The sequence below is a fragment of the Streptomyces sp. NPDC053426 genome, from assembly GCF_055585405.1.
This window is the reverse complement of record NZ_JBVJKE010000011.1, coordinates 213,376-234,022: the sequence shown is the minus strand read 5'-3', so window position 1 is coordinate 234,022 and position 20,647 is coordinate 213,376. Positions and strand designations below refer to the sequence as shown.

Here is a 20,647-nt window from a genome sequence, read left to right as displayed (position 1 = left end):
ACGACGGTGGGGGCGGCCGTCCCATTGCCCGGGTCGCCCTGTATGGCTAGCCTGTGTGTTCGCCATTCCGATCGCCTGTTGAAATCTCGAACGACCGCAGGCGCCTGAGACACATAGGGAGGGGGCCGGTCGTGGGACGCCTCGTACCAGCCGTGACCCGGGCTCTCGACATTCTCGAGCTCTTCCTCGACGGGGACGGGACGCTCTCCGCCCCCGACATCGTGCGCAGGCTGCAGTTGCCGCGCACCACCGTGCACGAGCTGGTGACCACGCTCGCCGCCCGGAAGTACATCGTCCCGGTGGCGGGCCAGCCCGGACGCTACCGGCTCGGCGTACGCCCGTACCAGCTCGGCGCCCGCTACGCCGAACACCTCGACCTCGCCGCCGAGGGCCAGCAGGTCGCCCGCTCGGTCGCCGAGACCTGCGACGAGACGGTGCACGTGGCGATCCTGGAGGACACCGACGTCATCTACATCGCCAAGGTGGACTCCACCCACGCGGTGCGGATGGTGTCGGCGGCCGGCCGCAGACTGCCCGCCCACTGCACCTCCGTCGGCAAGATGCTGCTGGCCTCCCTTCCCGAGCACGAACTCGCCGCGCGCGTCCCCGACGACGCCGAGCTGTCCGCGATGACCCCCAACAGCATCACCGACGTGGCCGTCCTGCGCGAGACCCTCGCGGAGATCCGCGCCCGGGGCGTCGCCGTGGAGAGCCGCGAGTCCAACCCGGACGTCTCCTGCGTCGCCGCCCCGGTGCGCGACCGTACGGGGCAGGTGGTCGCCGCGCTGTCCATCTCCGTACCGATGATCCGCTGGAGCGACGAGCGGCTCGGCGAGCTGGAGCAGCTCGCCGCGAAGGGCGCCGCCGAACTGTCCGAGCGGCTGGGCTACCGGAGCGTGGCTTGACTTCCTCCCCCGCCTAAAGGCGGGGGATTCCAGCGGTCGCCCGCTGGGTTTCCTGCTTCACCGACGACCGCCCCGTCCGGGAGGGCTCCCGTTGAGGTCTTACACCGTCTCCACAGGCAGATGCCGCCAGCCCGGCGGCCAGGATGTTACGCGCCGCGTTCACGTCGCGGTCATGCACCGCGCCGCAGTCGCACGTCCACTCGCGGACGTTCAGCGGCAGCTTCTCGCGGACCGTTCCGCAATTCCCGCACAGCTTGCTGGAGGGGAAGAAGCGGTCGATCACGACGAGTTCGCGCCCGTACCAGACGCACTTGTACTCCAGCATCATGCGCAGGTCTGTCCAGGCCGCGTCGGAGATGGCGCGGGCGAGCCTGCCGTTCTTCAGCAGGTTGCGGACGGTGAGGTCCTCGATCACGACCGTTTGGTTCTCACGGACGAGCCGAGTGGTGAGTTTGTGCAGGAAGTCGCGACGGCGGTCGGTGATCCGGGCGTGGACGCGGGCGACCTTGTGGCGGGCTTTCTCCCGGTTCGCCGAGCCCTTCGCCTTGCGCGACAGCTCCCGCTGAGCCTTCGCGAGGCGGGTGCGGCCACGGCGCTCGTGCTTGGGGTTGGTGACCTTCTCTCCGGTGGACAGGGTCACCAGGGAGGTGATCCCGGCGTCGATGCCGACGGCCGCCGTGGTGGCGGGCGCGGGAGTGATGGTGTCCTCGCACAGCAAGGACACGAACCAGCGGCCCGCACGGTCGCGGGACACGGTCACTGTCGTCGGCTCCGCCCCTTCGGGAAGGGGACGGGACCAGCGGATGTCCAGGGGCTCCGCCGTCTTCGCCAGCGTGAGCTGTCCGTTACGCCACTTGAAGGCGCTGCGGGTGTACTCGGCCGACGCGCGGGACTTCTTCCGCGACTTGTACCGCGGGTACTTCGACCGCTTGGCGAAGAAGTTCCCGAACGCTGTCTGAAGATGGCGAAGCGCCTGTTGGAGCGGGACGGAGGACACCTCGTTGAGGAAGGCTAGTTCCTCGGTCTTCTTCCACTCCGTCAGCGCGGCGGATGACTGCACATAAGAGACACGACGCTGCTCGCCGTACCAAGCCCGCGTACGCTCCTCCAGCGCCTTGTTGTAGACGAGGCGGACGCAGCCGAACGTGCGGGACAGCTCAGCTGCCTGCTCGCCCGTGGGATAAAAGCGGTACTTGGAAGCCCGCTTGACCTGATGCGTCACGCCTCACATTCTATCAATTTGCATGTGAACGGCAGATGTTTGCCAGTGGTCGCAGACGCCGAATCGCCTTGGCGGTGATTCGGCCTGCCCTGCTTTGCTCTGCAGGAGCTTCGTCTCGCCCCCGCAAGCGGGAGGTGCCCCCGCCCTGGCCTGAAGGCCGGGGTAACCATGAAGGAGTTCTGATGACACACATCTACGACGTCGCCGTCCGCGCGGAGGCGGCCCTGGGCGAGGGCCCCACCTGGGACCCGGCCACCGGCCGCCTGCTGTGGATCGACATCCTCGGCTCCCGCGTCCACACCTACGACCCGGCCACCGGCCGGCGCACGGTCCGCCGCACCGACCAGCACGTGGGTGCGGTCAAGCCCCGCGCGGGCGGCGGACTCGTCCTCAACCTGCGGGACGGCATCGGCCTGCTCGACCCCGACGGCACCTTCCGCTGGCTGCACCGCGAGGTCGTCCCCGGCCGCCGCGCCAACGACGCCGCCGTCGCCCCCGACGGCAGCCTCTTCGCGGGCACCATGCGCTACGACGAGGCGCCGTGCGGCGGCACGCTGTCCCGGGTCGGTGGCGACGGCACGGTCAAGGTCCTCCTGGACGACGTGGCGGTGAGCAACGGCACCGGGTGGAGCCCGGACGGGCGGCTGATGTACTACATCGACTCGCCGACGCGGCGTATCGACGTCTTCGACGTCGGTGAGGCGGACGGCAGGATCGCGAACCGCCGCTCGCTGGTCGCGATCGAGGACGGGGCCGGGTTTCCCGACGGGCTGTGCGTGGACGCGGACGGCTGCGTCTGGGTCGCCCTGTGGGGCGGGGGCGCGGTGCGCCGTTACACCCCGTCCGGGGAGCTGGACCGGGTGATTCCCCTTCCCGTTCCCCTCGTCACGGCCTGTGCCTTCGGTGGTTCCGACCTGACGGACCTCTACATCACCACGGCCCGAGTGGGCCTGACGGCCCCGCACCCCTTGGCGGGCTCGCTGCTGGTGGTGCCCGGGGCGGGCAAGGGGGTGCCCCAGCCTCCGTTCGCCGGCTGACCCGGCCCGGGGGCACCTGCCCCCGGGCCGCTCGGTCAGGACTTCTTGACCACGCCGGACTTGAGCTGCATGGGACCGAACCCGTCGATCCTGCAGTCGATGTCGTGGCCGTCCACCCCGTCCACGAGGCGGATGTTGCGCACCTTGGTGCCGGCCTTGATCCCGGACGGGCTGCCCTTGACCTTCAAGGTCTTGACCACCGTCACCGTGTCGCCGTCGGCGAGTACGTTGCCCACCGCGTCCCGGATCACCCCGCCTTCGGTGCCGCCCGTAGGTTCCGCGGCCGCGGGCGACCACTCATGGCCGCACTCGGGGCAGACCAGGAGCGCGCCCATCTCGTAGGTGTATTCGCCGGAGCACTCGGGGCACGGCGGCAGCGTCTCGGTCACATCACTCATGGTCTTTCCCTTGCCTTGCTTCATCGTGTGCGTCAGGTGCGTCAGGTGCGTCAGGTGCGCCGGGCTTCATGCCGCCACGGCGTGCTCGCCCGTTCACAGGGGGAGGGTGATCCAGATGCTCTTGCCCCTGCCGTCCGCGTCGCCGCGGACGACGGCGGTGCCGCCGGCCCCCAGGGTCAGTTCCATGACGGTGCCCAGTCCGCCGCCGCCCGCTCCCGTCACCGCGGCGAACAGGGCCGGCCGGTAGGGGTGGCGGTCGTGGACGGCGAACGCGAACGTGTCCTTGCCCGCCGCGTAGATCACGGTGATGTTCGGGGACAGACAGGCGGCGTGCTGAACGCTGTTGGCCACCAGCTCGGACAGGATCAGCAGCGCCGGATCCACCATGGGATGCCGTCGGCTGGTGCCCCACTCGGCGAGGACCCTCTCGGTGGTCTCACGCGCGACGCGGACCGCCGGGCCTGTCGCGGGCAGGGTCAGTACGTGCCGCAGGGGCAGGGCTCCCGGCCGGGCGCTCACCGGACGGCCTCGGCGCGGGCCGGACGGACCACGGCAATCACGGGAATCACGGAAGTCTCCCGCCGGTCATGCTCCGGGCTTTCCCGGGTGGCGCCTTCGAGCAGGCACATCGCCTCGCTGCCGGGTGCCTCGGTCAGGTGAGGGAAGGGAGTGGTCAACGGGAAGCCTCTTCGACGACGGGGGCGGCGGGCAGGAGACCGGCCCGTTGCAGGTGGGCGCGGGCCCCGGCGATGGCCTCTGGGGTGCTGGCGTACTCGCGGCCCTCCGACTGGAGCAGGTCCAGTGCGCCGACGGACCGCAGGGCGTGGCGCTGGCCGGGGCGTATCCCGGAGGCCAGCACCGCGATGCCGCGCCGGTTCAGCTTTTGGACCGCGTCCTTGAGGACCAGGGCGCCGGTCGCGTCCATCGTGGTGATCCGCGACATCCGCAGGATCACCACCCGCACATCGGCCACGTCGGAGAGCTCCAGCAGGAAGCGGTGGGCGCCGGCGAAGAACAGCGGGCCGTCGATCCGGTACGCGACGATGTGTTCGGCCAGCAGCGCGTGCTCCTCCTCACCGTGCTCGCCGGGAAGGTCGGCCTTGAAGTCCACCTGATCCATCCGGGCCTGGTTCGCGACCGCCCGCAGCGCCAGGGCGCCTGCGACGGCCAGGCCGATGATCACGGCGTAGACGAGATCCAGGGCCAGCGTGGCGACGGCCGTCAGGACCAGCACGATCGCGTCCGAGCGGGTGGCGCGGGCCAGCGCGAGCAGCGCGCCGACCTCCACCATCCGGATCGCGGTCGCCAGCAGCACCCCCGCCAGTGCGGCCAGGGGGATCCGGGAGACCAGCGGGGCCGCGGCGAACACGATCGCGGCCAGCACGGCGGCGTGGGTCAGGGAGGCCAGCCGCGAGCCCGCGCCGGTGCGGACGTTGACCGCGGTACGGGCGATCGCGGCCGTCGCGGGGACGCCGCCGAAGAGCGGGGCGGCCAGGTTCGCGACGCCCTGCCCGAACAGCTCCTTGTCCGGGTCGTGTCTCTGGCCCACCGTCATGCCGTCCGCGACCGTCGCGGACAGGAGCGACTCCAGAGCGGCCAGCGCGGCGACCGCGACGGCGGGGGCGAGCAGTGAACCGAGCGCGGACGGATCGAGGAAGGCGAGGGAGGGGGCGGGCAGACCGGAGGGCAGGTCGCCGATCGGGGCGGCCGCCTCCAGGTGGAAGAGCTCGGACGCCAGGGTCGCGCCGATGACCGCGACGATGGAGAACGGGACGGTGGGCCGCCACCGGGCCCCCAGCAGCATCACGGCGGCCACCGCGAGCGCGAGGGTGACGGCGGTCCAGTTCGGCGTCCTCACGAACGCCTCGACGGCCCGCCAGGTCACCACCAGGACTCTGTCGCCCTCGGGCTTGGCCACGCCCAGCGCGTTCGGGACCTGTTGCAGGGCGATCACGCAGGCGATGCCGAGGGTGAAGCCCTCCACCACCGGGGCGGGGATGTAGCGCATGTAGCGGCCGGCCTTCAGCAGGGCCAGCGCGATCAGCAGGACGCCTGCCATCAGCCCGACCGTCAGTACCCCGCCGGGCCCGTACTGGGTGACGATCGGCACCAGCACCACCGTCATCGCCCCGGTCGGCCCGGAGACCTGCAGGTTGGAACCGCCGAACAGCGCCGCGAGCGCACCGGCCACCACGGCGGTGGCCAGTCCCGCCTCGGCGCCGAGTCCGGAGGAGACACCGAAGCCGAGCGCGAGCGGCAAAGCCACAATGGCGACGGTCAGCCCGGCGAGCAGATCGCGGCGCGGGTCGTGGGCCATGACGGCGAAGTCGGCGCGGGCGGGCAGCAGAGCGCGCACCCGGCCTGTGACCTGGTCGAGGAGCATGCTCACGAAGTCGGGACCTCGGTTTCCCGCAGCTCCGCCAGGAGTTCGTTCTGCCCGGCCAGCATCTCGGTCAGGATCCGCCGCGCGGCCCGCATCAGCTCCGCCACGTCCCCGCCCGCCAGCTCGTAGACCACGGTCGAGCCGTGACGGGTCGAGGTGACGATGCCCGAGCGGCGCAGAACCGCCAACTGCTGGGACAGCGCCGAGGGCTCCACCTCGATCGCCGCGAGCAGGTCCCGCACCGGCATCGGACCGGCCTGCAGCAACTCCAGCACGCGGATGCGGACCGGATGCCCGAGCATCCGGAAGAAATCTGCCTTGGCCTGGTACAGCGGAACCGGCACGACCGGGGACTCCCTTCGACCTGCGAACCCAGCGAATACAGCATGTAGTGAATTGAAGAATTCTGCAATTTGTGGATCGGTGGAGGGCCCGTGGTGCCGGCTGCGGCGGGGGCGAAAACCCTTCGGTTCACACCCCCGTACGGTCGAGCCCCCGCAGAACCTCCCGCTCGCCCGGAGTCAGCGGAGGCTCCACCGACGGAGGCAGCGGGGACCCGGCCAGGGCCGCCAGCATCGCCGAGGGCCGGAACATCCGCGTCGGCGGCGTACGCAGACTGCTGACGTCCCACATCACCGACGCCGCCGCGTGAGAACCCGTCGCCGCCCTCGTCAGCCGCCGCGTGTACGCCGTCATCACCCGGTCGCCGACACCCGGCGGCGTCCCGCCCCGCACGTCCGGATACAGCACGTCCTGGCTGACGGCCATCGACCACGCCGCGTCCGCCGCCCGCGCCGCCCCCCGCACCACCCGCCGCGCCAGCCCGGGCGCGCCGAACCCACCGGCCCGCCCCAGCTCGCGCCCCAGCACCCGCGCCCCGAACGCCGCCACCGACATCCCGTGCCCGTACGCGGGGTTGAACGTGGCGAGCGCGTCCCCGAGGACCACGAACCCCTCCGGCCAGCGCGGCATCCGCTCCAGATACCGCCGTACATTGCTGGTCGACCGGCTCAGATGCACGTCGGACAGCGGTTCCGCGCCCGAGATCAGCCGTCCCACGATCGGGTCCGGCAGTTCGAGCGTGTACCGCAGGAACCCCGCCGGGTCCGCCGGCGGCTCACCGCCGCGCGAGCCGCCGCAGCTCACCAGCCAGCGGCCCCCCTCGATCGGCATCACCATCGCGCTCCGCGCCGGCCGGGACACGTACGGGTTGGCCTGGACGACCGTCAGCGGGAAGCGTTCCGCCCCGTCCGGCACCCGGTACACGCGCGACGCGTTGACCAGCCCGGAGTCCACCGCCCGTTCCCGCACGCCGGTCAGCCCGAGCCCGTCCAGCCAGCCGGTGACCCGCGTCCCGCGTCCGCTCGCGTCGACGACCAGGTCCGCCTCCAGGTCCGTGTCCCCGCCGGGCGCCGCGATCCGCACCCCGCGCACCCGCCCCGCGGAGCCCGTGAGACCCACCACCGCCGCCCTGCGGACCTCCACCGGCACCTGCTCCCGTACGGTCGTGCGCACCACCCAGTCCACCAGCGCCCGGCTGCACGTCACCATCGCCGGGCCCTCGCGCCGCCACCGCCGCAGCCAGCCCTCGGGGGTGAGCGCCAGCACGCCCGAGCTGAGCGGGATCTCGTGCGCCCCGGCGGCGAGCAGCCGCTCGCGCAGCCCCGCGCCCGGCAGCAGCTCCTCCATGGCGTCCAGGCCGCCCGCCATCAGCAGATGCGCGTGCCGCCCCTGCGGCAGCCCCTTGCGGTGCTCCGGGCCGTCCGGCAGTTCGTCGCGGTCCAGGACGATCACCTCGTCCGCTCCCGCGCTCCACAGCACCGCCGCGGCCAGCATGCCGGCCAGCCCGGCACCGATGACGACAGCTCTACGCGACATGGGGCTCCTCGGGTTCGGTCACGGTTCCGGTCGGGGAGGACGGCGCCGCGCCCGCGTCCGCGCGTGCGGCCGGAGGGCGGTGCAGCGCCTGTGCCAGCTCCACCAGTCCACCGGTGCCGGAGACCTCGGTGGCGTGCAGCCGGTACGTTCCGGCGGTCTCGGGAGGTTCCTCGCGGGCGGCGGCCCGGTGTGCCGCGTCGGCGAGCATGGCCGCCTCCGCCGCCAGCCGCGCCTCGTGGGGGGAGCGGCCCGCGTCCAGGGCGGTGTCCCGGACCCGCTCGCGGACCCGGTGGTCGAAGTACGGTGCCAGCGCGAGCAGCGCGTCGTGGATCGACACCTCACGCCACTGCAGCCGCGCCTGCGGGAGCTGCCACCAGGCGGCCTGCGGCTTGGGCGCGGTCGACGCCGGCCCCACCAGCGACCACAGCGGGCCCAGCCGCCGGTAGTCGCCGAGCCCCCGCCACTGCGCGAGGACGGACGGCAGCAGCCTCGGCAGCACGAACCCGGCCGAACACAGCAGCGCGGCCAGCGAGGCCATCGGCGGGGCGACCGTGGTGGACAGGAAGTCCAGGTCATGGCCCGTCCAACGGGCCACCACCGCCGTGTACTTGGTGAGCTGGAAGCCCACCACGTCCAGCAGCGCCCCCACGAGGATCAGCCGCAGTCCGGTCCGCAGCAGCCCGCCGACCTCGCGTCCCCACTTGACGCAGACGGCGCACATCACCAGCATCGCCGCGCTGTGCCCGACCAGGTAGAGCAGGATCATCTCCCGCATGAACGGGGTGTTGGCGTAGTACGTGTCGAGGTCGGTCAGCCGCTCGGTGTCCGCCTCGGCGAGCGCGAACAGGACGACGATGGCGGCGACCAGCAGCCCGTAGGCGGCCACACTGCGCAGCACCATGCGCCGCACCCGTTCGCGCGACCCGCCCCGCCAGTTGATCAGCAGCACCAGCACCGCGCAGCTGTACGCGGAGAGCATCCCGTAGGTCAGCGGGGCCCCGAAGTTGGGGACGCCGGTGAGGGAGTTGACGCAGGCCAGGGTGGCCGGGGCGGCGCACACGAAGACCAGGGCGCCCAGGATGACCGCGGCGCAGGTGGACAGCGTCAGCGGGTTGCGCAGGGCCGCCGTGCGCGGGCGGCGGAACAGCAGCACGGACGTCATCCCGAACACGAGGGCCGCCAGGTAGACGACGAGACTCATACCGGCCGGCTCCTTGCGTCCGGGGCCCGGTTCACGCGGTCCCCGCCGTGGTCGTACCGCTCGGCACCGCGTCGGCCGCCGGCACCGGGGCCGGGGCGGCACCGGCCAGCGCGTCGGCGATCCGGACCAGGGCGGCCGGGTCCGGCACCCGGTCCGGCACCCGGTCCGGGAGCCGGCCGTCGCCGCCGTCGCGCCGCGGGACCCGGCGCCCGGCGTCCGCCTCCTCCCGTACCGCGGCGGTGATCACCGCCGCCCACGCGGCGGCCTCCGCGCGTTCCGCCTCCCCCGTCGCCGCCAGCACGCCGGCGCGGGTCCGGTCGTACAGCTCCCGGTCGAAGTAGGGGTCCAGGTGGCTCAGCGCGTTGTGGACGCTGGTCTGCCGCCACATCAGCCGTGTGGTGGGGGAGGCGAGCCTGGGGCGGGGCAGCCGCAGCGTCCGGCGGGTGAGGAGGTCGTCCAGCGCCCGCTCCAGCGGTTCGAGGCGGGCGTACGTCCGCCGCGCCCGCCGCCACTCGGTGATCCGGGGCGCCGCCAGCGGCACCAGCACCCCGACGACCGTCAGCAGGGCGCCGAGCCCGGCGGCGGCCGGGGAGACGGTCGTGCCGAGCTTCGACCAGTCCCGTCCGGACCAGCGGGCGCCCACCGCGACCAGCTTGGCCACGCTGTACCCGGCCCCGCACAGCGAACCGGTGCCGAGCAGCGTCAGCCCCGCCCGCAGTCCGCCCCGTACCCGGCGCGCCCAGCGCAGCGCCGACACGGTGGTGACGGTCACCGCGGTGAGGTGCGCGACCAGGTAGAGCACGATCATCTGGGCGATGAACGGTGTCGTCGCGTAGTAGGTGTCCAGGTCGGTACGGCGCTCCACGGGCGCCTCGCCGAGTGCGAACGTCACCGTGATGCCGAGGACGACGACGGCGTAGGCGAGCAGCCAGCGGCGGGCGGTGCGGCGCACCCGGGGCCCGCCGCGCCAGTGCACGACGAGGAGCTGGGACGCGGCGCAGTACCCGGTGATCGCCACGTAGGTGACCGGCGCCGCGAGGTTGGGCACGTCGCCGATGCGGTTGACGGCGCCGACCGTCGGCGGCGCCCCCAGGAAGAAGCACAGCCCCGCCAGGCCCAGCACCGCGCAGATCGCCCGCAGGTACGGGTCGCGCCGGTGCCGCAGCAGGTCGGGGGCCCGTACCAGCAGGCCGAGCCAGAGCGCCCCGCAGCTCACGTAGTTGATCAGGCCGCTCATCTCCTGGTCCCGCGGTAGTTGAGCGCGGCCCCGATGCGTCCGGCGAGGTCCCGCGGGTTCTCGGGGTCGCCGCCCTCCGCGGCGTACACCGAGTCGGTGGAGGCCTCCAGCCAGGTGCGCAGCCGGCGGCCCATCAGCATGCCGAAGCGGTCGGCCTCCTGCTCCTCCGCCAGGCTGAAGTCGGTGCGCGCGGCGACGGGTCCGGGCCGTTTGCCGGTGGCCGTGCCGGTGTCCGCCCGCCGGCGGTTCATGTGCCACACCTCGTGGCAGAGGATCACGATCTGGTGCCAGACGGCGGCCCGTTCGTCGACCACCACGTCGTCGTGGCCCTCGCGCTCCAGCCACAGCCCGCTCGCCGTGTGCGGGGGGAACGCCGCCCGGTGGACGACCACGTCACGTCCCCGCCAGGCGCTGACGGAGGCGACCAGCGCCTCGAACAGGACCTCGGGGTCCGCCGGGACCGTCACCCGGATGGGGCCGATGAGGGCGTCAGCGAGACGACGCATCTCCTTCCTGGTACGCACCGCTGTCTCCCTGTTTCCCTGGGTGTTGCCCGGTCACCTGTGCAATATGCCAAGTCGGGTGCCGTCCCGGCCAGTTCCCCGCACGACGCGGTCACCCGGTGACCGCCACGGCGTCCCGGGTGCCACGGCCAGAGTAGGGCGCGCGGAAGGACCCGCTGTGAGTTCTTGCCCGAACCATTGACGCGCCCGCCCATCACATCTACGGTCCGTTCGAAGTTACGGGCATCATTCGATATTTCGAACAATCTATGAGCAGATAGGGCAGGGCATGGGACGACCTGGCCTGGATCGCAGGCAACTCCTCGCCGGACTGGGCGGGTTGACCGTCGCCGGAAGCTTCGGCTTCGCGGCGCTCGGGACCGGGGCCGACGCGCTCGCCTCCGGTGCGGACACCCGCGTGCGCTACTGGAACCTCTTCAGCGGCGGCGACGGGTACAACATGATCTCGATGCTGGACTCCTTCCGGGCGGCGAATCCCGGCATCGACGTGAAGGACTCCACCCTCCAGTGGGGCAACCCCTTCTACACCAAGCTCGCCATGGCGGCCGCGGGCAACCGAGCCCCCGACCTCGCGGTCATGCACATGGGCCGGGTCACCGGCTTCTCGCCGGGGCGGCTCCTCGACGCCTGGGACGTGGGCCTCCTCGCGAAGTACGGCGTGCGCGAGGAGGACTACAACCCCGCGCTGTGGAACCGCGGCGTCATCGACGGCAAGCTCTACGCCCTGCCGCTCGACATCCACGTCCAGCTCTGCTTCTACCGCAAGGACGTGCTGAAGAAGGCGGACCTGCTCGGCGACGACGGCCGGATGGTCCCGGTGACCTCCACCACCGAGTGGTTCGACGTCCTGAAGAAGGCCAGGAAGGCCCAGAAGAAGGGCCTGCAGACCATCGGCCTGTGGACCAACGACCAGAACTTCCAGTGGTGGTTCTTCGTCACCTTCTACACCCAGCTCGGCGGCACCTGGTTCGACGACGCCGACACCGAGGTCACCTTCGACACCGACAAGGCCACCGAGGTCCTGGAGTTCCTCCGCCGGCACGTCACCGACGGGTACGTCGTCCCGGGCGCGCCGACCGGCGAGCAGTTCGTCAACGGCGCCCCGTTCACCTGGGAGGGCAACTGGTCGGTGCCGGTCTTCTCCGGCGCGGAGCTGGACTACGGCGCCACCCCGCTGCCGCCCGTCTTCGGCGAGCAGGCCACCCATGCCGAGTCCCACGCGTTCGTCCTGCCGCACCAGGCCGGCCGCGGCGGTGCCGTCAACGAGGCCGCCCACCGGCTCGCCGCCTACGTCGTCCAGAACGCCCAGCAGTGGGCCGCCGGCGGACACATCCCCGCCCACACGCCGACCCTGTCCACGGACGCGTACAAGAAGCTCGAACCGCAGAACGAGTACGTCTCGGCCATGGACCACCAGGCCACCGAGCCGAAGGTGTGGTTCGCGGGCTCCACCGGCGTCCTCGCCCAGGACCTCGGCCCCGTCGTCGTCTCCTCGACGATGGGCTCCGCCAAGCCGGACGCCGTCGCACGGCGGATGAAGAGCCGGCTCACCACGCTCCTCGCCTCGAAGAACCCGATGGACGGCCACACCGCCGCGCAGGGAGGTGCGGTCGCATGACGACGACCGGCGCAGAGACCGTCATCCGCCCGGCACGCGCGAAGACCGCCACCGCCGGCGCCACCGTCCGCCGCAAGCAGGGCTTCCAGCACGGGGGCTGGTTCGTCGCCCCCTTCCTGGCGCTCTTCGTGCTGTTCATCGTCTGGCCGCTGCTGCGCGGCGTCTACCTCAGCTTCACGGACGCCAACATCTCCGGCGAGGGCGCGAGCTTCGTCGGCCTCGACAACTACCGCGAGGCGCTGAACGACTCGGCGATGTGGGACGCGCTCGGCCACAGCGCGTACTTCACGCTCCTGGTCGTGCCCTGCATCACCGTCATGGCCTTCCTCCTCGCGATGCTCGCCCACCACATCGAACGCGGCAAGTGGCTGTGGCGGCTGTGCTTCTTCGTCCCGTTCCTGCTGCCGTCGACGGTCGCGGCCAACATGTGGCAGTGGCTGTTCACCCAGGGCATCGGCCTGTTCAACCACACCCTCGGGATCGACACGCCCTGGCTGACCGACAAGTCGTACGCCATGCTCGCCATCGTGATCCAGACCCTGTGGTGGACGGTCGGGTTCAGCTTCCTGCTGTACCTCGCCGCCCTCCAGGGCATCCCCGGCCACCTGTACGAGGCGGCCAAGCTGGACGGGGCGAACGCCTGGCACCGCGTGGTCCACATCACCCTGCCGATGCTGCGCAACATCACCGGCCTGGTGATCGCGCTCCAGGTCCTCGCCTCGCTGCAACTGTTCGACCAGGCCGTCGTGATGATGGACTTCAGCCCCGGACCGGAGCTCAGCACCCGCTCCTTCGTCCAGTACACCCTCGAACAGGGCTTCACCAGCTACCGCGTGGGCTACGCCTCCGCGATGTCCATCATCTTCTTCGTGATCATCGCAGCCGTCGCCCTGGCGCGGATGTGGCTGCTGCGCAACCGTGAGGAGGGCGGCCGATGACCACCGCCGCGACCACGCCGATACGCACCAAGTCCCGCAAGCGCTGGACGCCCAGCCAGATCGTCCTCACCCTGCTCGGCACCGCCGTCTCCGCCGTCTTCGTGGCGCCGATCGCCGCGGCCCTGTTCACCTCGCTCAAGTCCGAGGCGGAGGCCGCCGAGATCCCGCCGCACTGGCTGCCGGAGGTCTGGACGGGCCAGGCCTGGAAGGCGCTCTTCGAGACCGGCAACATCACCAACTGGTTCGTGAACTCCCTGGTGGTGTCCGTCTGCGTGACGGCGATCGTGCTGGTGACCAGCGCCCTCGCCGGGTACGGCTTCGCCCGCACCGAGTTCCGCGGCAAGAACGTCCTGATGGGCGTCGTCATGGCCGGCCTCATGGTCTCCCCGGCCGTGCTCGGCGTCCCCCTGTTCACCACCGTCCAGCAGATGGGCATGGTCGACACCTACTGGGGCATGATCCTGCCGCAGTGCGCGCCCGCCGCGATGGTCTACATCCTCTACAAGTTCTTCCAGGGCATCCCGCGTGAACTGGAGGAGGCCGCCTTCATCGACGGCGCCGGCCGCTGGCGCGTCTTCTTCACGATCATCGTGCCGCTCTCCCGCCCCTCCCTCGCGGCCGTCGGCATCTTCACCTTCATCAGCTCGTGGAACAACTTCCTGTGGCCCTACATGGTCACCAACAACCCCGACCTGATGACCATGCCGAACGGCATCGCGACCGTCATGAACTCCTACGGCATCCAGTGGGCCCAGCTCATGGCCGGCGGTCTCATGGCGGGCCTGCCCCTGATCATCGTCTTCGTCTTCTTCCAGCGCCAGATCGTGGCGGGCGTCGCCCACACCGGTCTGGCCGGCCAGTGATCCCGCCGAGCGGAGCCTGATGTGAAACGCCTGAGACTCGTCACCCTCCTGGCCGCCGCGGTCGTGGCCCTGCTGCCGACCACGGCCCGGGCGGACGTGACCTACCCCGACCCCCAGCCGGTCACCGGCCAGCAGATCATCCACGACCCGACCGTGATGCGCCTCAAGTCCGGCGGCTACGTGGCCTATTCGACCGGCGGCGTCATCGGCGCCCGCACCTCGAAGGACCGCGTCCACTGGACGGACGCCGGCAACGCCTTCGCCGAACCCCCCGCCTGGTGGTACGAGTACAACGACACCGGCGACCCCTGGGCCCCCGACCTCTCCTACCGCGCCGGCCGCTACTGGCTCTACTACGCCGTCTCCTCCTGGGGCACCAACCGCTCCGCGATCGGCGTGGCCACCTCCCGCACGGGCCTGCCGGGCACCTGGACCGACCACGGCAAGGTCTTCACCTCACAGACCACCGACCACTGGAACGCCATCGACCCGGCGGTCGTCCGGGCCGACGGCCGCCTGTGGATGACCTTCGGCTCGTACTGGACCGGCATCCGCATGGTCGAACTGGACCCGGCGACGGGCAAGGCGGTCGAGGACGCCCCGGTCCACCACCTGGCCACCCGCCCCGACGAGCCGTACGCGGTCGAGGGCCCGGAGATCGTCAAGCACGGCCGCCACTACTACCTGTTCGCGTCCTACGACGCGTGCTGCTCGGGCGTGAACTCGACGTACAGGATCAAGGTCGGCCGCTCGACATCGATCACCGGCCCGTACGTCGACAGCGAGGGCACCCCGATGCTGGAAGGCGGCGGCGACCTCCTCCTCGCCGGCCACGGCAAGTACGTGGGCACGGGCGGCCAGTCGGTCTTCCGCGACCGGGGCGGCGACTGGCTGGCCTACCACTATTACGACGCAGAGGACGAAGGCACCCCCAAGCTGGGGCTGAACACCTTGAGCTGGACAAGAGACGGCTGGCCAACCGTCCGCTAGGGGCGCGGGGCTGTGTCGATATGCGGCTCCGCCGCGTGTGCGCGACCAGCCACCGACGACCCGCAGCCGCGATGACACAGAAACCCCATATTCGAAAGGCGCACATGCGAACCGCCCGTTTCACCCTGGACCCCGCCTTCACCGTAGGTGAAGTAAACCCCCGCCTCTTCGGATCGTTCGTAGAACACCTCGGCCGTTGCGTGTACACCGGCATCTTCGAACCGGACCATCCCACAGCAGACCCGGAGGGACTCCGGACAGACGTCCTCGACCTCGTCAGGGAACTCGGCGTCACCGCCATCCGCTACCCCGGCGGCAACTTCGTCTCCGGCTACAAGTGGGAGGACTCCGTAGGCCCCGTGGAGGACCGCCCCCGCCGCCTGGACCTCGCCTGGCGCTCCACGGAGACCAACCGCTTCGGCCTCTCCGAGTACATCGCGTTCCTGAAGAAGATCGGCCCCCAGGCCGAGCCCATGATGGCCGTCAACCTCGGCACCCGGGGCGTCGCCGAGGCCCTGGAGCTCCAGGAGTACTCCAACCACCCCTCCGGCACGGCCCTTTCGGACCTGCGCGTCGAGCACGGCGACAAGGACCCGTTCGACATCCGCGTGTGGTGCCTCGGCAACGAGATGGACGGCCCCTGGCAGACCGGGCACAAGACCGCCGAGGAGTACGGCCGGATCGCCGCCGAGACCGCCCGCGCCATGCGCCAGATCGACCCGGGTGTCGAGCTCGTCGCCTGCGGCTCCTCCGGCCAGTCCATGGAGACCTTCGCCGAGTGGGAGGCGACGGTCCTCAAGGAGACGTACGACCTGGTCGACTACATCTCCCTGCACGCCTACTACGAGCCGCTCGACGGCGACGTCGACTCCTTCCTCGCCTCCGCCGTCGACATGGAGTCCTTCATCGAGAACGTGGTCGCCACCTGTGACCACGTCGGCGCCCGTCTCAAGTCCAAGAAGAAGATCAACCTCTCCTTCGACGAGTGGAACGTCTGGTACCTCTCCCGTACGGAAGCCCAGGTCAGCGCTCTCGACTGGCCCGAGGCCCCCCGCCTCCTGGAGGACAACTACAACGTCACCGACGCCGTCGTCTTCGGCTCGCTGCTCATCGCGCTGCTCCGGCACGCGGACCGCGTCACCGTCGCCTGTCTCGCCCAGCTCGTCAACGTGATCGCCCCGATCATGACCGAGCCCGGCGGCCCGGCCTGGCGGCAGACGACGTTCTTCCCGTTCGCCCAGGCCTCGAAGTACGGCCGGGGCGAGGTGCTCGACGTCCGCGTGGACTCACCGACGTACGAGACGAAGAAGTACGGCGAGGCCGACCTGCTGCACGCCACCGCCGTGCGCGCCGAGGACGGCACGGTCACCGTGTTCGCCGTCAACCGCAGCCGCACCGAGTCGCTGCCGCTGGACGTCGTCCTCAACGGCCTCGACCTCACCTCGGTCGTCGAGCACAGCGCCCTCGCGGACGCCGACCCCGACGCCCGCAACACCCTCGCCGAGCCCGAGCGGGTCGTCCCGCACACGGTCGACGGCACGGCCCTGGACGGCGGCCGGCTCTCCGCCGTACTGGAGCCGCTGTCCTGGAACGTGATCCGGCTGGCGTGAGCGCCCGGCGGTGGGCTCACCTGCCGGGTCGTCTCCCGGGTGAGTCCACCGCCTCCACCGGAACCCCGCCCCGCACCGCGCCCAGCAGGGTCAGCCGTACGTCACGCGGGCCCGAGGGTGTGGTCCCGTCGGACAGCACCGCCAGGGCCAGTGTGTTGGTCCCACGTGTGCGCAGAATCCCGTTCGGCAGGACGAAGGTGTGCTGCGGGCCCACGTCGTTGATGTACTGGCCCATGTTCCAGCCGTTGAGGAAGATCTGGACCCGGTAGGCGCGCTCCGGGTCGTCGTCGATCGTGAGCCCGATCGAGGCGTCCACGTCGGTGGGCACGTCCAGCCGGAAGCCCGTCCGGCACCAGGTCACCCCCTGCCGCCGCACCTCCCGGGGGAACTCCGCGGTCCGCCACTCCCGGTCGTCGAACCCCGGCAGGTGCCAGCCCTCCCGCTCCCCGTACAGTCCGCCGTTGTTCAGCGGCCCGCGCACCCGGTCCGGCGCCGTGGCGCCCTGGATCCGCCACTCCACGCTCCGGGAGCGGCCCCCGAACTCGACGGCGACGAGCCCGCGCGCGGCCTTGTGCGTGTCCTCGGCCCGCTCGTCCCCGTCGTGCTGCATCGGCCGTACGAGCACCGACAGCACGTGCGGGCCCCGTTCGCGCCGCTTCTCCGGCACGTCGAAGGAGGCCGTCGCCGTCCACGTGCCCCGATCCGCCGTGTCCTCGTCCGGCACCGGCATGCGGTGCGTGCCCAGCGGGCGGCCGTCCAGCCAGGCCATCAGCAGCCCCTGCGTACCGGTGCTGTAGGACAGCGACACGGACTCGACACCGCGCGTGTCCTCGAACCGCCCCCGGTACCAGACGTCGCCGTGGTGGAAGCCGTAGTCGTCCGCGAAGAGGACGGGACCACCCTCGGGCACGGGCGTCGTACTGTGCGACGACGTGAGATCGGCGGCCGGCCACGCCGAGTCGTCGAAATCCACCCCGGACTCCGGGTTCTCCGCCTGCCTCCGCCAGCCCTTCAGCGCGGGCAGCCGCACCTCGGGGACGTCCGGCATCAGCCTCTCCATCACCAGGCTCCCGGCCCGGCTCACACGGGTACGCACCGGCTGCCCGTTCCAGGTCACGGCGGTGATCCCGCGCGGTGCCCACACCTCCAGGCCCATCCTGCCGACGTGGTCGCCGACGAGATGGGCGGTGGAGCCGCGCAGGGTGACCGAGCGGAGCAGCGCCGGGCCGTGGACCAGCAGTGAGCCGGAGGGGGTCTCGTACGGCCACAGGTGCAGCGCCGTCGCGTCGTCGGCGAACAGCAGCACCATGGGCGTCTCGGAGTCCCCGCCCTCGACCAGCACCCTGCTCAGCCCGCCCACCCCGAGCGGCACCACGACGTTCAGCCTGCCCCGGTCGTAGGACCATCCGGGCTCGTCGTCCAGCCGGTTGGTGACCGGCTCGGTGTCGCAGTCCAGCGCGACCTGTGCCGTCTCGCCTCTGCGGCCCGTGAACAGGGCGATGTCCTGCCGTCCGACGGTCGTGTTCAGCATGGGCTGCGCGGTGGAGTACGCCAGTTTCCGCCGGCCCAGTTCCAGCCCGGTGACGAGCAGCTTGGCGTCGCGGGCGCCGACGGTGACCGGTACGTCGATGCCGGTGTCCGGCAGCATCGAGTCGACCGGCTCCTCGGAGTCGTTGTGCAGGACGTACACCTGGGCGCCGGTGTCGGGGTTGGCCAGGTGGCGCACCTTCAGCCGGCCGTCCTCGGCCCGTACCTCCTTCGCCGGGTCCAGCCGGGCGAGGTCGGGCACGGTCCGCAGCAGATGGCCGAGCTGCTGGAGCGCGGCCAGTTTCGGCGTCGGCCGGCGGCCCTCGGTGATCGCCGCCCCGTAGTCGTACGAGGTGTAGACGCCCGGCGAGGGCAGCCAGCCCCACGAGGTCCCGCCGAACGCCACGCGGACGTTGTGCACCGTGGCGCCGGCGGCGAGGCTCGTGAGGTGGTCGCGCCGCTCGTGGGCCGCGTCGTGCGTCCGCCGCACCTCCGCGTACCCCTTGCCGCCGGAGGTGGCCCCGCCCCACGGATCGGCCGCCCCGCCGGCCGCCGCGGCCACGAACGAGGGCGTCAGCCGGCCGGTCCCGCCCTCGTCGAAGCGGCCGTCCGCGTGGAACAGCGGTACGTCGATGCGGTCGGCGCGCGCCTTGTCGTACAGATGGGTCAGATAGGCCCGCCCGGCCGGATCGCCGATGGAGACCCCGGACCCGTCCTCGAACTGGTACAGCAGCACGGTGCCGCCGCCCGCGGTGAACAGGTGCCGGACGGCGATGCGGTTGACGGCGCTCAGCCACTCGTCGACGTGCCGCAGATACCGGGGGTCGGCGGTGCGGGCGCGGCCCTCGGCGGCCGTCAGCCATCCGGGGAGGCCGCCGGCGTCGAGATCGGCGGAGCCGAGGTACGGGCCGGGGCGCAGGATGACGTACAGCCGTTCCTCGGCGGCCATGGTCAGGAAGAGGTCCAGGTCCCGCACGCCGGTGAAGTCGTACGTTCCGGGCGCGGGGGAGTGGTAGTTCCACGGCACGGGGACGCTGACCGCGTTGCAGCCGCCCGCGCGCAGCTTCTGCAGCACGTCCCGCCACAGGGACGGGCTGGGCAGCCGGAAGGGGTGCAGCTCGCCGGACCACAGCACCAGGCGCCGGCCGTCGACCAGCAGCGAGTACCGGTCGTGGCCGATCCGGTGCCGCTTGCCGTCCGCGCTCGGGGGAGGGGGCGGCGGGCCCGTCGGCACGCCGCGCGGTCCGTGCGCGCCGGTCGCCGCCCCGCCGCTGCCGGCGAGCGCGAGACCGAGCGCCGCCGTACCGGCCAGGGCGGTGAAGGTACGCCTGCTGAGCTCCAAGGGAGCGCCTCCTGCTTGTACTGCCACACGGGGTGCCGGTGGGCCATTGTCCATGAACCGGCGCCTCCGCGTTCACACGAGGGTTCCGGTACGCCTGTTTCCTCCCGGTTCGGTGTGACGGAAGTGAATGGCCGGAGTTCGCCCTGTCCGCCGGTCGCGGGGCTTCGTACGATGCGAGCGCTCCCGGCCTTCACCGCACCTTCATGCCTCCTTCACGAGGCCGGGAGCACGTGTGCGCGCCTTATTGGCATGTACATGACGCTTCAATCACCCCCCACCGAAGGATGGAGAACCATGGCTGGTGGACTGCTCCTGAGCGCGGCGGCGGCCGCGCTCCTCACCGCCGCGTTACCCGCGCACAACCCGGCGACCGGTTTCGAGGACCCGCCGCCGGACAAGATCGTCATCAAGGTCGCCACAGTGAACGGTTCCGGTTGCCCCCAGGGCACCGCCGCGGTCGCCGTCTCCGCGGACAACACCGCCTTCACCGTGACGTACAGCGACTACCTCGCCCAGGCCGGCGGGAACTCCGCCCCCACGGACTCCCGCAAGAACTGCCAGCTCAGCCTGCTGGTGCACGTCCCCCAGGGCTTCACCTACGCCATCGCCAGCGCCGACTACCGGGGCTTCGCCTCGCTCCAGCCCGGCGCGAAGGGGACGCAGAGGGCGTCGTACTACTTCCAGGGCTCCCCGAACACGGAGTACCGCAGCCACCCCTTCACGGGCCCCATCGACGACAACTGGCAGGCCACGGACGAGACCGACTGGGCCCAGCTGGTCTACGCACCCTGCGGGGTCCAGCGCAACTTCAACATCAACACGGAGCTGCGGGTGAGCGCGGGCACCACGGCGCCCGACGACGTCAGCTTCATGACGATGGACTCCACGGACGGGGACATCAGCACCGTGTACCACCTCGCGTGGAAGGAGTGCCCGGAGGAGTGAGGGCCCGCTGAGAAGCGGGAACGGGAGCG

Annotated in this window: 19 protein-coding genes; 8 read left to right on the top strand and 11 right to left on the bottom strand. The window is 71.4% G+C overall.

The window, feature by feature from the left end; all coding sequences use genetic code 11:
• Positions 1-131 precede the first annotated feature (131 nt).
• Positions 132-905: an IclR family transcriptional regulator gene (locus tag ACZ62B_RS23420; protein WP_344564651.1), complete on the top strand. Its 774-nt coding sequence runs from the start codon at positions 132-134 to the stop codon at positions 903-905.
• A gap of 13 nt (positions 906-918) precedes the next feature.
• On the opposite strand, the gene ACZ62B_RS23415 is transcribed toward ACZ62B_RS23420, so the two are convergent.
• The gene (locus ACZ62B_RS23415) at positions 919-2,127 is read right to left on the bottom strand and encodes an RNA-guided endonuclease InsQ/TnpB family protein (protein ID WP_469691922.1); all 1,209 of its coding nucleotides are present in this window, start codon (positions 2,125-2,127) and stop codon (positions 919-921) included.
• 182 nt (positions 2,128-2,309) lie between these two features.
• On the opposite strand from ACZ62B_RS23415, the gene ACZ62B_RS23410 reads away from it, so the two are divergent.
• The gene (locus ACZ62B_RS23410) at positions 2,310-3,164 is read left to right on the top strand and encodes an SMP-30/gluconolactonase/LRE family protein (RefSeq protein WP_344564655.1); all 855 of its coding nucleotides are present in this window, start codon (positions 2,310-2,312) and stop codon (positions 3,162-3,164) included.
• Positions 3,165-3,199: 35 nt separating this feature from the next.
• Here the strand turns inward: ACZ62B_RS23410 and ACZ62B_RS23405 are convergent, their stop codons facing one another.
• The 9 genes from ACZ62B_RS23405 to ACZ62B_RS23365 form a co-directional block, all read right to left on the bottom strand.
• On the bottom strand, positions 3,200-3,553 hold the full coding sequence (locus ACZ62B_RS23405; protein WP_344565068.1) for a zinc ribbon domain-containing protein YjdM: 354 nt from the start codon (positions 3,551-3,553) through the stop codon (positions 3,200-3,202).
• 102 nt (positions 3,554-3,655) lie between these two features.
• Positions 3,656-4,081 (bottom strand): ATP-binding protein, encoded by a 426-nt coding sequence (locus ACZ62B_RS23400; RefSeq protein ID WP_344564657.1) that lies wholly within the window; start codon positions 4,079-4,081, stop codon positions 3,656-3,658.
• Positions 4,078-4,239 carry a hypothetical protein gene (locus ACZ62B_RS23395; protein WP_344564659.1) on the bottom strand — a complete coding sequence of 54 codons (162 nt, stop codon included), beginning with the start codon at positions 4,237-4,239 and terminating at the stop codon, positions 4,078-4,080. The genes ACZ62B_RS23400 and ACZ62B_RS23395 overlap by 4 nt, the downstream gene beginning before the upstream one ends.
• Positions 4,236-5,945: a SulP family inorganic anion transporter gene (locus tag ACZ62B_RS23390; RefSeq protein WP_344565070.1), complete on the bottom strand. Its 1,710-nt coding sequence runs from the start codon at positions 5,943-5,945 to the stop codon at positions 4,236-4,238. Before ACZ62B_RS23390 ends, ACZ62B_RS23395 begins: the two co-directional genes overlap by 4 nt.
• A gap of 2 nt (positions 5,946-5,947) precedes the next feature.
• Positions 5,948-6,289, bottom strand: a complete 342-nt coding sequence (locus ACZ62B_RS23385) for an ArsR/SmtB family transcription factor (protein ID WP_344564663.1) — start codon at positions 6,287-6,289, stop codon at positions 5,948-5,950.
• Positions 6,290-6,416: 127 nt separating this feature from the next.
• On the bottom strand, positions 6,417-7,823 hold the full coding sequence (locus ACZ62B_RS23380; RefSeq protein ID WP_468725024.1) for an FAD-dependent monooxygenase: 1,407 nt from the start codon (positions 7,821-7,823) through the stop codon (positions 6,417-6,419).
• Positions 7,813-9,024: an MAB_1171c family putative transporter gene (locus tag ACZ62B_RS23375; protein ID WP_344564667.1), complete on the bottom strand. Its 1,212-nt coding sequence runs from the start codon at positions 9,022-9,024 to the stop codon at positions 7,813-7,815. Before ACZ62B_RS23375 ends, ACZ62B_RS23380 begins: the two co-directional genes overlap by 11 nt.
• Before the next feature lie 31 nt (positions 9,025-9,055).
• A complete protein-coding gene (locus ACZ62B_RS23370; RefSeq protein WP_344564669.1) occupies positions 9,056-10,261 on the bottom strand; it encodes an MAB_1171c family putative transporter in 1,206 nt (401 codons plus the stop codon).
• Positions 10,258-10,785, bottom strand: a complete 528-nt coding sequence (locus tag ACZ62B_RS23365; RefSeq protein WP_344564671.1) for a toxin — start codon at positions 10,783-10,785, stop codon at positions 10,258-10,260. The genes ACZ62B_RS23370 and ACZ62B_RS23365 overlap by 4 nt, the downstream gene beginning before the upstream one ends.
• A 268-nt stretch (positions 10,786-11,053) precedes the next feature.
• On the opposite strand from ACZ62B_RS23365, the gene ACZ62B_RS23360 reads away from it, so the two are divergent.
• The 5 genes from ACZ62B_RS23360 to arfA all read left to right on the top strand — a co-directional run bounded on the left by ACZ62B_RS23360 (position 11,054) and on the right by arfA (position 16,804).
• On the top strand, positions 11,054-12,403 hold the full coding sequence (locus ACZ62B_RS23360) for an extracellular solute-binding protein (RefSeq protein ID WP_344564673.1): 1,350 nt from the start codon (positions 11,054-11,056) through the stop codon (positions 12,401-12,403).
• The gene (locus ACZ62B_RS23355) at positions 12,400-13,341 is read left to right on the top strand and encodes a carbohydrate ABC transporter permease (protein WP_344564675.1); all 942 of its coding nucleotides are present in this window, start codon (positions 12,400-12,402) and stop codon (positions 13,339-13,341) included. Before ACZ62B_RS23360 ends, ACZ62B_RS23355 begins: the two co-directional genes overlap by 4 nt.
• Complete coding sequence (locus ACZ62B_RS23350; RefSeq protein WP_344564677.1) at positions 13,338-14,204, top strand: carbohydrate ABC transporter permease; 867 nt, start codon at positions 13,338-13,340, stop codon at positions 14,202-14,204. The genes ACZ62B_RS23355 and ACZ62B_RS23350 overlap by 4 nt, the downstream gene beginning before the upstream one ends.
• Positions 14,205-14,225: 21 nt before the next feature.
• Entirely contained in the window at positions 14,226-15,194 is a 969-nt protein-coding gene (locus tag ACZ62B_RS23345; RefSeq protein WP_469691918.1) for an arabinan endo-1,5-alpha-L-arabinosidase, read from the top strand.
• A 104-nt stretch (positions 15,195-15,298) separates the two neighbouring features.
• Positions 15,299-16,804: an arabinosylfuranosidase ArfA gene (arfA, locus tag ACZ62B_RS23340; RefSeq protein WP_344564681.1), complete on the top strand. Its 1,506-nt coding sequence runs from the start codon at positions 15,299-15,301 to the stop codon at positions 16,802-16,804.
• A gap of 16 nt (positions 16,805-16,820) precedes the next feature.
• Here the strand turns inward: arfA and ACZ62B_RS23335 are convergent, their stop codons facing one another.
• Positions 16,821-19,673 (bottom strand): glycoside hydrolase family 35 protein, encoded by a 2,853-nt coding sequence (locus ACZ62B_RS23335; RefSeq protein WP_344564683.1) that lies wholly within the window; start codon positions 19,671-19,673, stop codon positions 16,821-16,823.
• A gap of 294 nt (positions 19,674-19,967) precedes the next feature.
• Between ACZ62B_RS23335 and ACZ62B_RS23330 the strand changes: the two genes are divergently transcribed.
• Complete coding sequence (locus ACZ62B_RS23330) at positions 19,968-20,618, top strand: DUF4360 domain-containing protein (protein ID WP_468889370.1); 651 nt, start codon at positions 19,968-19,970, stop codon at positions 20,616-20,618.
• The last annotated feature ends 29 nt before the right edge of the window (positions 20,619-20,647 follow it).

Excerpts from the sequence above, each read along its gene's own strand:
- ACZ62B_RS23410 (WP_344564655.1), top strand. The coding sequence starts at position 2,310 with ATGACACACATCTACGACGTCGCCGTCCGCGCGGAGGCGGCCCTGGGC.
- ACZ62B_RS23390 (WP_344565070.1), bottom strand. The coding sequence starts at position 5,945 with ATGCTCCTCGACCAGGTCACAGGCCGGGTGCGCGCTCTGCTGCCCGCC.
- ACZ62B_RS23380 (WP_468725024.1), bottom strand. The coding sequence starts at position 7,823 with ATGTCGCGTAGAGCTGTCGTCATCGGTGCCGGGCTGGCCGGCATGCTG.
- ACZ62B_RS23375 (WP_344564667.1), bottom strand. The coding sequence starts at position 9,024 with ATGAGTCTCGTCGTCTACCTGGCGGCCCTCGTGTTCGGGATGACGTCC.
- ACZ62B_RS23370 (WP_344564669.1), bottom strand. The coding sequence starts at position 10,261 with ATGAGCGGCCTGATCAACTACGTGAGCTGCGGGGCGCTCTGGCTCGGC.
- ACZ62B_RS23360 (WP_344564673.1), top strand. The coding sequence starts at position 11,054 with ATGGGACGACCTGGCCTGGATCGCAGGCAACTCCTCGCCGGACTGGGC.
- ACZ62B_RS23355 (WP_344564675.1), top strand. The coding sequence starts at position 12,400 with ATGACGACGACCGGCGCAGAGACCGTCATCCGCCCGGCACGCGCGAAG.
- ACZ62B_RS23350 (WP_344564677.1), top strand. The coding sequence starts at position 13,338 with ATGACCACCGCCGCGACCACGCCGATACGCACCAAGTCCCGCAAGCGC.
- arfA (WP_344564681.1), top strand. The coding sequence starts at position 15,299 with ATGCGAACCGCCCGTTTCACCCTGGACCCCGCCTTCACCGTAGGTGAA.
- ACZ62B_RS23330 (WP_468889370.1), top strand. The coding sequence starts at position 19,968 with ATGGCTGGTGGACTGCTCCTGAGCGCGGCGGCGGCCGCGCTCCTCACC.